General features: G+C 51.0%; 10 protein-coding genes. 2 read left to right on the top strand and 8 right to left on the bottom strand.

The window, feature by feature from the left end:
* Window positions 1-86: 86 nt before the first annotated feature.
* The 7 genes from KJW29_RS05075 to KJW29_RS05045 form a co-directional block, all read right to left on the bottom strand.
* On the bottom strand, window positions 87-536 hold the full coding sequence (locus KJW29_RS05075; RefSeq protein WP_214628990.1) for a hypothetical protein: 450 nt from the start codon (window positions 534-536) through the stop codon (window positions 87-89).
* A 256-nt stretch (window positions 537-792) separates the two neighbouring features.
* Window positions 793-1,665 (bottom strand): nicotianamine synthase family protein, encoded by an 873-nt coding sequence (locus KJW29_RS05070; RefSeq protein WP_214628989.1) that lies wholly within the window; start codon window positions 1,663-1,665, stop codon window positions 793-795.
* Between the two features lie 265 nt (window positions 1,666-1,930).
* The gene (locus KJW29_RS05065) at window positions 1,931-2,809 is read right to left on the bottom strand and encodes a carbohydrate ABC transporter permease (protein WP_214628988.1); all 879 of its coding nucleotides are present in this window, start codon (window positions 2,807-2,809) and stop codon (window positions 1,931-1,933) included.
* 17 nt (window positions 2,810-2,826) lie between these two features.
* Window positions 2,827-3,735, bottom strand: a complete 909-nt coding sequence (locus KJW29_RS05060; protein WP_214628987.1) for an ABC transporter permease — start codon at window positions 3,733-3,735, stop codon at window positions 2,827-2,829.
* Between the two features lie 41 nt (window positions 3,736-3,776).
* On the bottom strand, window positions 3,777-5,474 hold the full coding sequence (locus tag KJW29_RS05055; RefSeq protein ID WP_246608593.1) for an extracellular solute-binding protein: 1,698 nt from the start codon (window positions 5,472-5,474) through the stop codon (window positions 3,777-3,779).
* 219 nt (window positions 5,475-5,693) lie between these two features.
* Window positions 5,694-7,949: a helix-turn-helix domain-containing protein gene (locus tag KJW29_RS05050; protein ID WP_214628986.1), complete on the bottom strand. Its 2,256-nt coding sequence runs from the start codon at window positions 7,947-7,949 to the stop codon at window positions 5,694-5,696.
* Window positions 7,950-8,082: 133 nt separating this feature from the next.
* Window positions 8,083-8,979: a helix-turn-helix domain-containing protein gene (locus KJW29_RS05045; protein ID WP_214628985.1), complete on the bottom strand. Its 897-nt coding sequence runs from the start codon at window positions 8,977-8,979 to the stop codon at window positions 8,083-8,085.
* A gap of 139 nt (window positions 8,980-9,118) precedes the next feature.
* On the opposite strand from KJW29_RS05045, the gene KJW29_RS05040 reads away from it, so the two are divergent.
* A complete protein-coding gene (locus KJW29_RS05040) occupies window positions 9,119-10,105 on the top strand; it encodes a Gfo/Idh/MocA family protein (protein WP_214628984.1) in 987 nt (328 codons plus the stop codon).
* Window positions 10,102-11,094, top strand: a complete 993-nt coding sequence (locus KJW29_RS05035; RefSeq protein ID WP_214628983.1) for a Gfo/Idh/MocA family protein — start codon at window positions 10,102-10,104, stop codon at window positions 11,092-11,094. The genes KJW29_RS05040 and KJW29_RS05035 overlap by 4 nt, the downstream gene beginning before the upstream one ends.
* A gap of 107 nt (window positions 11,095-11,201) precedes the next feature.
* Here the strand turns inward: KJW29_RS05035 and KJW29_RS05030 are convergent, their stop codons facing one another.
* Window positions 11,202-11,798, bottom strand: coding sequence for a hypothetical protein (locus KJW29_RS05030; RefSeq protein WP_214628982.1), 597 nt, complete (start codon window positions 11,796-11,798; stop codon window positions 11,202-11,204).
* Window positions 11,799-12,052: the final 254 nt, after the last annotated feature.

The raw sequence follows: 12,052 nt of genomic DNA, 5'->3' as shown, positions 1-12,052 counted from the left end.
CAGTATCTTCTTACCGGACCGAGGGCTTCAGCCCGATGCGTGAATATGGTGTTATACGAAGGGGCCCTTGAGCTACTTACAAATTCTTATATCATAAATTTTTTAATATCTTTTAATTTCTCTTCTAACTGATTTAAAAATTCTGTATCATATTCAAATGCTCCCTTTAATACTGTTTCAATTAATCTATTATCTAAATAACTATTCTTCTTGATTGAGTATTCTATTTCATAACTCCCTTTTCTTTGACTAATCAAATTCATTTCTAATTCTTCTGGAGTCATTGATCTTATGTTAAAATTTCCAGTTCTCTTCAAATTAGCTTCTTTCAGTCTTTCATAAAAATCAATAAACACTTCGTTATCGATCCAGATATTTACTTCTCCTGAAAACTCACGATCCTTTATGCTAACCAGATAATTTATAGATGGGAGACGATTCAACTCGAAATCTATTAATGTAAATACAATATTTGATTTTCTATCTTTTGATTGAAGAACAAAATCAAATTGGCCAATTGGCTTATTAAATATCATTCACTTCGTCCTTTCGTATAACTTCTTATTTACGTATTACGCAAATCCCATTGGATAAAATTCCAATACCTTCTAATTGACTATACCATGTCATTTGACCTAAGTATACAAGATCAGCGCCTTCCACCGTGTACTGTACGCGGTCAAAAGCACTTAGATGTCTTGTTAAACAGCCAAAGAAAACCACACTAACAAACACAAAAAGAACCGCAATACATCACGGTTCAAGCAATTCCCCTCTGTCCATCTCACAAATCTAGTTCCTCCGACCCAAAAACAAAGTCGAATTAATCACCTGCCTCCCGTCCGGGGAAGTTCTGCCTATAATATCCCAGCCTAAATGATAGAGCAGCGACTCGTCGATGGCTTCGTACATGATTTGACGAATGCCCTCTGCGGTGCGAACTGCCATTAGCGCCTGAGGGGAGGTGCGGCTTATTTGCTCCAGCACCTCCCTCTTGTTGCGCACAAGACTTGCCACGAAGATTACATCATAGGCACTATAATCGAAGTCCGCTCCTTCCATCAGCTTGATGATTACCTCCGACTCCAAACCCATTCGCTCCAACAAGGTGCGGGATGCCTCGCAGGCTTTGGGATCTTTCTCCAGAGCGACAACTCCCGTATTCCCGAACAAATGAAGCATGACGGGACTTAGAGGCAGCGGGCCGCTACCGACGAATACGATCGGTGCTTGCTCCGTCTTGCCACGATTGTGCAGCAGCGAACGCAAGACGGATAACTCCTCGCCTACCAAGGCGTTGTAGATCCTCCATATCGGCATCGCGGCAAGCTTGTCCAGTGGAGAAACGCCATGTGCAAGTTGCCGGGCATCGTTTAATTCCGCCAGGAACTCGGCTTCGGATAGTTTATCTTGCAACTTTCGTTGGTTGCTTTTAATATATTCGTCGCCAAGCACTGTCTGAATTTCCTCCGGCAAGTAGCGTGAGCGCAAGCGGTTCATGAGGCGGTCGATGACCTCGGTCACTCTCGCATTGTCGGGAGACAGATCTTGTTCGAGCTGGAGCTGTTCATTCGTGTCCTTGAAGAGACGAATAAAGTCTTCAATCGCACTCTCCCTCGGGTTCAAGTCTGCGTTCATTATCGTTTCCGTTGCATAAGCATCCATTCACGCTGCCCCTCCTTCAACTCCTCGACAAGTTCGCCTTATGAAGTATATTCGTCCGGGCAGCAATCTAGACGAGCTTTTCAGGTTATGCTGGGCGCTTGTTCGAGCAGGAGCACATTGTCCGAAGAAGTACCGAACAATACCAGATCCGTATCCCCGTCTTCCAATGCGGGTAAAGTCCGAGCGTTCGATATTCCTGCAGACTCGTTCAGCGTTGTTCAACTTTTAATAGATGGAGGGCAGCCAAAGCCGCCGTCCTCTTGCGTTAACCTTTCACAGCGCCGATCATGACGCCCTTTACAAAAAACTTCTGCACGAACGGGTAGACGATTAGAAGCGGCACAAGCATCACGACGACTCCGGCCGAGCGGATCGACTCCGGCGTAATGAGCTGCTCCAGCTCGTGGGGCTGCAGATTGTTCATGTTTTGCAGCAGGGACTGGTTCGCGATCATGCCTTGCACCAGCACGGCCAGATTGTATTTATCCGTGCTGATGATATTGATCAACAAGCTCTGGAATCCGTTCCAGTAGCCTACCCCGTAGAACAGGGACAACGTGGCCAGTACGGGCAGCGACAGCGGGAGCACGATGCTCCGCAGCAGCTTCCATTCGCCGCATCCGTCAAGCTGGGCCGCCTCTTCCATCTCCGCCGGAATATTCTCGAAAAAGGATTTCAGCACAAGCATGTTATACGCGCTGATCAATCCCGGCAGCCATAGCGCCCAATACGTATCCAGAATATTGAGCTCGCGGTTGACCAGGAAAGCAGGAATCGTCGGTACGCCGAAAAGCATGGTGAACACGATGGCCAGCGTAAAAAACTTGCGCCCGCCGAATATTTTTTTGGACAGCGGATAGGCCGCCAGAATGGTAAACACCATGCTGAACAGAATGCCGAAGCCCGTGATGACCAGACTGTTCCCGAAGCTTCGCAATATCGGCGTTCCTTCAATCAATGCGCGGTAAGAATCGAAATTAAAGCCGACCGGCCACAGTCCGACGAAGCCCGACGCGATCGCGCCGTCGTCGCTGAAGGATATCGCCGCGATATTGATCAGCGGAAGCAAGCAGCTTAATCCCGCGATGATCAGCAGCAGATTATTGAACAGATAGAATGTTTTTTCTCCCCGGGATAATCGCACCTTCCGTATTTCTCCTCTCACCACAAAGACTGATTGAATGTTTTGGCAATCCGATTCGCCAGGACAACGAGCACGAGCCCGATCATCGCTTCGAACAATCCCATTGCCGTCGTTATGCTGTACAGTCCGCCTTGAATGCCGACCGTGAAGATGTACGTGCTAATGACGCTCGATACGCTGGACACGACGGCATTCTGCAGATTGTAGACCTGGTCGAAGCCGACCTCCATCACCCTGCCCATCGCCAGAATAAACATGATGCTGATCACCGGGAAGATGCCCGGCAGCGTCACATGCCGAATTTGCTTGAACTTGCCCGCCCCGTCTATGCTTGCGGATTCGTACAGATGCGGGTCGATGGAGCTGACGGCAGCCAGGTAAATAATGGCCGAGAAGCCGGCCTCCTTCCAGATCGCCGAGCCGAAGAAGATCGGCAGCCACGTCTCCACTTTGTACAGAAAGGAGATCGGTTCTCCGCCCATGGAGGCAATCCAATTGTTGATCATACCTGCTTGCGTGCCGAATAACGTAATGACAAGACCGCCAACGATGACCCAGGAGAAAAAATGGGGCAAATAAAGCAGCGTCTGCACCGTTTTTTTCAGCCACATCTTCCTCATCTCGTTCAGCATGACAGCCAGCAGAATCGGAAACGGAAATCCCAGCAGGATGCTTAGCAGACTAAGCACGAAAGTATTGCGAATTATTTGAAGCGTCTGGGGATTCTGGAACATCATACGGAAATTGTCCAGCCCCACCCACGGGCTGCCCCATACGCCCTCCAGCAAATTGTATTGTTTAAAAGCGATGACGTTGCCCAGCATCGGGACGTAGCGAAAGATGATAAAAAAAGCCACTACCGGAGCAAACATCAACATCAGCGGCAGAGTGCGCCTGAATCGCAGTCTTAGTTTAACGTTGCGCATGGCTCCCCCCCCTCCCTTCCCAAGCTTGCATTCTCTCTCCCTTATTTGTCCCCGTACAGCTTGACGGCGTCTTCGCCGAACTTGTACAGATCCTCAAGCAAAAAAGCGTTGTTTTTATTTTCCTTGTACCAATCGGAGTAATACGCATCCACCAGCAAGCCGCCTGCGCTATCCCAAATGTTCTTGGCGTCGGCCAACGCCTGGTCGGCATTATAGGACTTGCCGCTCGCGATCGCTTTCAGCCACAGATCCTTGATCTGCGTTTCCACGTTTTTGACGATGGTCGACAGCTCCTGAGGCAAGACGGGCAAATATTCCGGCTTGAGGGTCGGGATCTGGCGGTCTCTGGAGACATAAGCCGCATTAGCCGCCAATTGCAGCTCGCGCAGCGCCTTCTGCGTGTCCGTGTCTTGAGGCATCTGCTCATTGAACGCGCACTTGCCGAACAGCAGCTGGGAAGCCAACATGCTTAGGTCGCCCGTATAAGAAGCTTCGATCTTGTTTTTCTCCGCGTCGATCGGCGCCGGGCAGCCCTGCGCGTTTTTCTGCCAGTGAACGCCCTCCTGGCCGCTAATGATCGTACGGGCGTTGCTCGGCTCGATCATGAAATCGATGTACTCCATAACCGCCTTCGTATCCTTCGCCGCGGCGTTGACCGCGCCCACCATCTGGATCGGGCTGCCGATGACCGGGCTGAATTGCCCGAAAGTCGACGACGGCAGCTGCAGAATCGCGAGTTTGCCATCCGGATTGTTCTGCTTGAACGTATCGTAGTCGTTCGCGTTAAGCGACTGGTGGAGGTAAATGCCGAGTTTGCCGGTCAGGAAATCTTGTTTGGCCTTCTCGCCGTTTTTGTCCGCCAGGAAATCCTTGTCTACAACGCCGGCGTCGAACAGCTCCTTCTGGAAGGCAACGGATGCGCGCAGGCGATCCCACTCGTGAATAAATTCTTCGCCTTCGAATCGCCACATTACCTCTCCATAACCGAACATATGCGACAGAATCGAGAAGCCGTTGCCGCTCAAATTCAAACCGAACGTATCGGCAGCTCCGTTGCGGTCCGGATCCTGCGAAGCAAAGGCTTTCGCCACCTCGCGCAGCTCATCAGCCGTTCCCGGCGTCTCCAGCTTCAATTCATCCAGCCAATCCTGACGGATAAACAGCTGATGTCCGGCGCCAAGAGGCGAGACGCGGCCAACCTCGTACAGTTTGCCGTCATCCTTCGTGCCGAGCTTGCGCAATTGCGGGAACTGCTCCATCAGAGCCTTGTAGGTGGTGCTGTGCTGCTCCACCATCTCGTCGATCGGCTGCAGCAGCTTCTGGGCGTACCATTGATTGCGGTAGCCGGTATCGTATTCCAGGATCAGATCCGGCGCAGACTTGCTTGCGAACAGCACGTTGAGCTTCTGCAGCGATTCCCATCGTGGAACAGGCACGAATTTGACATTCGCCGGCCCCTCTTCGTTAATCCATTCCGTCCACCGGTTTTTGTCCCAGTTTCCTTCCTCCGGCGGAATATTGTTGCGGTCATAAACGGTTACCGTAATATCGCCCCGCGTCTCCGGCGTTGCGGTAGGATCGGAGGTTTGCGTCTTCTGCGACGGTTCTCCTCCAGATTGCGAGCCCTTATTAGTAGTTGCGCCATTGCCTCCGTCGCTGCAGCCTGCAAGCAGCATTGCCGCGGCGACGGTCAGCAACATCCCCTTGCCAATCCTTTGTTTCCTCTGTTGCGTTGCCATGAACGTTAACTCCCCCTTGTTAGATGTATGGATGTGCCTTGGTCATCCGCTTCCGAACGGTACGGGCTGCCGGGCACAATTAAACGATAACCGCCACGCCGGATACTGCGCAATTTACATGTTTCTTAACGTTAGCCAAAAGGAAAAACAGGCCGACTAGCCAGAATCCGGCGACTAGCCAAAAGGAAAAAAGCCTTGCGTGGCAAGGCTTCGCGGCACTTATGATGGATGTTTCCGATATTCGCCGGGCGTCGTTCCGACCAGCTTCTTGAAAGCGCGGATGAAGGAAATATCATGCACGTATCCGACCGTATTCGCGATTTCCTGAAGCGACAGACCGGTCGTTCGAAGCAGTCTCTGGCTTTCCTCGATGCGGACCCGGACCAAATGATCGACGAGCTTTTCGCCGAACGTTTCTTTGAACAGCCGGCTAAGATATTTGCCGTTGAGGCCAAACTCGTCGCACAGATGGTTCAGCGAAATATCCGGATTGGCGAATTCCTTGCCGATATAGTTCTTCACTTGGACGATGAGCGCATGATGGCTGTTGCTGCTGCGAATCTCCTCCAGACGGTTCTGGAATTCGGCGAGAACCGCCTTATATTCCGCCTGGGCGTCTCCGGCCAGATCGAACGTATCCCGCACCCGGCTCAGCTTCGGCAATGCGTCCGCCTGCCATAACTCTAGCGCCTTCTCCGGCAGAGCCGCCAGTTCGCGTTGGATTTGCTGCGCGATCATATTAAACAGCTGCGCATATTCCTCTCGCGTCAAGCGGTTGTGGCCCAGCTCTTCGAAAAGAGACGCGTACATGATTTCCCAATTGCTCTCGCCCGTACGGAATGCGGCAGCCAGCTCGCGTATGACGCGCAGCGGATCGGAGGAAACGCCCCCCGTCTTGCCGCTGCCGGCCAGCTCGCCGTTATGCTCATCGTGGCGCAAGACGCGATTCAGGCCCAGGCTGGACTTATAAGCCAGCGCATGGAGCGCTTGCGCGTATGAGATGGATATATCCCCCAGCTGTTCTTGCACTTCCCCTACGCCGACCGTAACCGTATATGCCACGTTATTTTCCACCCAGGCTCTGATTTGCTCTGCTTGCTCGGTCAACCGATCATCCCATCCCCCGTCGTCATCCAATGTCCTGTACAACGCAACAAGCCGGTGCTGTTCGGTCCACTCCGTCCATATATGAACCGGATAAGCTTCGGCTACTTCCTGAATCACGCTGCCCAGCACGAATTTGAGCAGGTTAAAGTCGCGATACGAGAATTGCCCCGTCAACTGGGTATATTGATCGATCTCGTACACGACGACTCCAAGCTGATGAAAGTCGCGAGCCATGCCGAACCGTTCCAGCTCGCTCTCCCATTCTTCGGCGGTGATCGGCCGGCTGCCCTCCAGCAGATCCATGAAGAAGTGCCGCCTGCGAAACAGCGCATCCTCCTGCTGCATCTTCTGGTAGGTATCCGACTCCTTCACCAGCTTGTCCAGCGCCTGCTCGATAAAGCCGAATTCATCGGAGCCGCCCGGACCGGGCTCGTTGTTCCTCTGATTCATGTACATGTTCATGCGGCTCATGAGCGCTTCGATCGGCCTATAATTGCGCCGCGTGACGTAGGTCAGCCAGATGCCGCCCGCAATCGCGGTTAATATCCCGCCTGCTACCCAGATATAGGAAAGCAGCGAGGCGAACCGGAACAACTGAATATCGCGAACGCCTCCCTTGTAGCTCCAACCGGTGTAATCCGACGTAAACTCCGACAGCACCGTACCGGGCAGTTCGCTTTCCTGGCCCCCAGCCGTAATCGCATTGCCCTGCCGATCCTTGATGTCCACGAAGCTGATATTGCCGCCGGACAGCTCGGTTAACAGCCTCTCCACCGCGGCGAGGCTAATATTGACAACGACAAGCCCTTGCCCGCCCTCCAGCATCGGATACTCCCGAACGAGCGAGACGACCGAAGAAGGAAACAGCTCTTGATGGCGGAATTCCCGGTAGGTTCGTTTGTCGGACAGCTCGAAGAGCTGGATTGACTCGCTGCTCTCTTCGATGAAGGCGCGGTCGCCAAACTGATCCAGCTTGATAAGCGTATTGGCGCTCATGACCATATCGTCGCTATAACGATAGAGATAGACCGAATCGATAAACGTATTAAAAGAAACCATTTGGTTAATCTTCTTCGAAATTTCGTATACGGTATAATGAGAGCCGTCCTCATTGGTCGGACGAGGGTGGAAATATTGCCTGATGCGTTCATCCGTTTCCATCTCTTCGATGAGCATGCCGTCGATTTCCCTAAGCTTGTGATCGATCAGTTGGATCACATGCTGGACGAAGGTCCCATTGGCATGTATCGTTTCCCTTCTCGACATTTCGCTCAGCATCAAATAGGCTAATAGAATCAACACGGAAGAAAACACAAAAAAGATCGGAAAATAAGAAAACAGCAACCGATAAAACCAAGACTTCTTCACCCTCGAAGCTCCCCTTTGGCCTATAACGCTTCCATATGATTAAGTATTATAACATGGACGGAATGAATCGCTCCACGGTCAGCGTACGCTTCGGTTGATTCATGGCCAGGCCACCCGCTCCCATTGATGTCCATTAATCGACATGGCCATTCCCTCGCATTCTGCTTTTAAATTGTTTGGGGGTACAGCCGTTAAAGCGCCGGAACATCTCGTAGAAATGCGCCATATTTTCAAGACCGACCGCTGCGGCAATATCCGTTGCTTTTCGGTCGCTCATCGCGAGCATGCGGGACGCTTTGGCGATTCGTTTTCGGTTCACGTATTCCGTAAAGGAAAGTCCCATTCTGCTCTTAAAATATTTGGAGAAATAAACGTAGCTCATCCCTGCTATACGGCTGGCCTCCGTCATGCTGATCTGTTCGCCCAGATTCTCTTCAACGTGGGCGATGACGGGTCTAAGCACCTGGGCGTCCGTCTTGTCGTGCGAAGATAAAATGCCTTCTTCGTCATGCCGAATCAGCACCAGCATTAACGCTTTGATTTGCATGCTAACCGCTATTTCGTAACCATGCCTTCGTTGCATCACCTCATCATGGATTTGCCTGATGGCATTCCCAACTTCGTTGCTAGCGGTCGAGTTGCGGCGGAACATCCCGTTCAGCGCGTCGAGCGGGTGCAGCACTTCGATAAAGGAGCTGGAAAAATGCATGGTCGCGGGATCGAAATAAGGCTCGAAATCAACATGAAGCACGATATAGGAGACATTCATGCCCACATGCGAATAGCCGCGATGAAGCTGATTGGAGCCCACAACCATAACCTCGCCTGGCTCTAGACTAAACGATTCGTCAACCGTATGCATCTCGTGAACGCCTTCAAGAACCAATATAAACTCTACTTCCTTATGGTAATGCCAGAGTGGATTGACCGATTCTGCCTGCTTCCGCTCGCTTTTCTGTTGCGTAAATGTCCACACCTTCAAACAAAGCTGCGGATTTTGATAGTGAATCGGTTCCTTAAAGATCTCCATGTCGTCGCCTCGCAATGTAAAAATAGATGTCGATGTTGAATTTGGATACATTTCAACTAAATTATCGCATATACGCCCCACTTTAATCCATGTATGATTAGGACAATTCATCAATTCAGAACAGAAGGGACGATATGGGATGAAAGTAGCAGTATTGGGCAGCGGGGGCATGGGAGGCGTTCATGCCGATGTTTACGCAAAGCTCGAAAATGTCCGCCTGACCGGCGTTTGCGACGTGCGAATTGAGCAGGCCGAAAAGTTGGCTGCTCTTACCGGAGCAACAGCTTACAGCTCCTTTGACCGGATGCTGGAGGAAGCCGATTTTGATGTAATCAGTATTGCGCTCCCTACCTATTTGCACAAAGAATTTGCGATTAAAGCGGCAAAAGCAAAAAAGCATATTATTTGCGAGAAGCCGATCGCGCTGACTGCCGAAGACGCCAAAGAGATGATCGCCGTGTGCGAAGAGAACGGAGTCCGTTTGTTTGTCGGCCATGTGGTCCGATTCTTCCCGGACTATGCCAATATGAAAGCGGCGCTGGACAGCGGGAAGCTGGGTAGACCCGGCGTCGCGCATGCCAGCCGGATCGGAGGGCATCCCGGCGGCTGGTTCGCGGATGACTCCCTCAGCGGCGGCGTAATATTGGATCTTATGATTCATGATCTTGATTTCCTCCGGTCTTGCTTCGGCGAAGTCAGCAGCGTATATGCGCTGAACGCCAAGAAGGATACTTTGGATTACGCGCTCGTAACGCTGCATTTCGATAACGGGACTATTGCGAACGTAGAGTCGAATTGGGGATATCCGGGACCATTCCATACGAAAGCGGAGATTGCGGGAAGCAAGGGCATCATTAGAGCCAATAGTTTAAAAAGCAGCTCTTTGCAGATCACGAAGCAAGGATCGTCCAACGATCCAAGCGCTTCCGTCGTCATTCCGGGCAGTCCGGGATTCCGCAGTCCTTACGAGTTGCAGCTGGAGCACTTCCTGTCCTGTATCAGTGACGGCGGCAACCCGATCGTAACGGCCGATGACGCTCTCAAAGCGCTTGAAGTGGCGCTCGCCGCCAAGGAGAGCATTCGGTCTGGCAAAGTCGTTTACATGCAAGGAGGACGCAACCAATGAATCCATTAAAAATCGGCATGATTAGTTTTGCGCACGGACATGCCTTCTCCTATCTAAACTCCCTGCTCTCCATTCCGGAGGTGGAGATCATCGGCATCGCCGACCCTGAACGCGGAAGGGTTGCTGACGTTATAAGCAAGCACGGCATCGCTTATTACGACGACTATCGCAGCCTCCTGGAGCAATCGATGGACGCCGTCGTCATCTGCTCGGAGAATGTTTTCCATGCGGAATTAACGATTGCCGCGGCAAATAAGGGCATTCACGTATTATGCGAGAAGCCCCTTGGTGTGGGCGCCGACGAGATGAACGCCATGATCGAAGCCTGCAACAATAATAACGTCCAATTAATGACCGCCTTTCCATGTCGATACCTGCCAGCCGTAATACAAGCTAAACAAGCGGTGGAACGCGGCGAAATCGGGGATATCGTTGCCATTAAGGGAACCAACCGCGGCACGGCACCTAGCGGCTGGTTCGTCGATCGGACGTTATCCGGCGGAGGCGCTCTCCTCGATCATACGGTTCATGTCATGGACTTGATGTGCTGGATCACAGGCTCCGAACCCGAGGAAGTTTACGCCTATGCGGCCACCCTGTTCGATGAAAAGTTAGACGTCGACGATGCCGGCATGATTCACGTTAAATTCGAGAACGGGACGTTCGGCGTCGTGGATACCAGCTGGTCCAGGAGGGCTCCGTTCCCTACATGGGGTGATGTCACAATGGAAATTATCGGCACCAACGGCGTGTTATCCGTTGACTCCCTCGGACAAGTAAACGAGCTATATAGCCAGGAAGCCGGCACCGGCCAATGGAACTATTGGGGCGACAACATGGATCTTTATCTGGTGAAGGCGTTTGTTCAAGCCATTAAGCAAGGAGATCAAGTCCCGATAAGCGGCGAAGACGGAATGCGTTCGGCAGCAGTCGCTTTGGCCGGTTATCAATCGATCGAAACGGGCCAGCCTGTTAAGCTTCGAGTCTAATCGACTTACGGACTAACAACATGGAGCCATGCACAAGTTGCATGGCTCCATGTTGTTAGGAAACGGCATTCTCCCTGACCGCTCATCTCGTTCGCTGACGCTTTGAATCATCGGCGACGTCTTCTTAAAAATAGGATCAGCAAGATAAAAGTTGTTAGAATAATTACAGAAACAAAAACAATTGTAATGTACCCATTATCTGCTTCCTTATTGATTGAAGATATTTCCAACGGAATCTCTTGGGGTATTATCTTGGAAGGTTCATATCCTGCTCCCAATGCTTTCAGTTCTTCTTGTGCCGATGCAAGAGTCTTGTTTCCTTCACAACGTCCGGTTTCAAGGCGATCTGGGTCACCGTAAGCAAAAACGATGTATTCTTTATTCACTTCGAAACCCTCATATCCACAACTTTCAGATCTCAATGCTGTTTGAACAGTCGTTTGAGAACCCAGTTCTCCTTTCCATACCGTTTTAACTTCAAAAAGAACTTTTACAGGATCAGCGGAAGACCAGATCTTCCCTTTAACAGGTTTAGTCACACTCAATATTTTACCCGTAAAAATTGCGGTTTTCCGTTCCAACTGCTCTTCTATGCTTGGGAGTTCGGCACAAGAGCATGCGTTGACAGCTACAGGTTCGATCACGAACCACATACCGAATAAGATCAAAAAACTCAGCAGGGCTATTACGGTTCTTTTCCACATGTGATCACCTCATTGGAATGAATGGTGGAATTTACACATGCAAATAGACGAAGTCAAGCCTAGGATTGTTGCGTAATTCTGCCAGTTCTTCCACGCACAACCCCATCCGCTCATGAAGGCTGGCTGCCGTAATGACTTGTTGAGCTGTTGTTCTTCAGTTCACTCAATATTTTTTCTTTACAGTTGCCGCGATGGCAAACTACTCCTAGATCCCAATTCCCATAAGAAAACACTCTTTCTCGCTAGCAATAATA

The sequence above is a fragment of the Paenibacillus agaridevorans genome, assembly GCF_018604145.1.
Taxonomy (GTDB): Bacteria; Bacillota; Bacilli; order Paenibacillales; family Paenibacillaceae; genus Pristimantibacillus; species Pristimantibacillus agaridevorans.
This window is presented reverse-complemented; position numbering and strand designations above follow the sequence as displayed.

What these genes read in the sequence shown, in the direction of transcription:
- KJW29_RS05075 (WP_214628990.1), bottom strand. Translation starts at nt 536, where the DNA reads ATGATATTTAATAAGCCAATTGGCCAATTTGATTTTGTTCTTCAATCA.
- KJW29_RS05070 (WP_214628989.1), bottom strand. Translation starts at nt 1,665, where the DNA reads ATGGATGCTTATGCAACGGAAACGATAATGAACGCAGACTTGAACCCG.
- KJW29_RS05060 (WP_214628987.1), bottom strand. Translation starts at nt 3,735, where the DNA reads ATGCGCAACGTTAAACTAAGACTGCGATTCAGGCGCACTCTGCCGCTG.
- KJW29_RS05055 (WP_246608593.1), bottom strand. Translation starts at nt 5,474, where the DNA reads ATGGCAACGCAACAGAGGAAACAAAGGATTGGCAAGGGGATGTTGCTG.
- KJW29_RS05045 (WP_214628985.1), bottom strand. Translation starts at nt 8,979, where the DNA reads ATGGAGATCTTTAAGGAACCGATTCACTATCAAAATCCGCAGCTTTGT.
- KJW29_RS05040 (WP_214628984.1), top strand. Translation starts at nt 9,119, where the DNA reads ATGAAAGTAGCAGTATTGGGCAGCGGGGGCATGGGAGGCGTTCATGCC.
- KJW29_RS05035 (WP_214628983.1), top strand. Translation starts at nt 10,102, where the DNA reads ATGAATCCATTAAAAATCGGCATGATTAGTTTTGCGCACGGACATGCC.
- KJW29_RS05030 (WP_214628982.1), bottom strand. Translation starts at nt 11,798, where the DNA reads ATGTGGAAAAGAACCGTAATAGCCCTGCTGAGTTTTTTGATCTTATTC.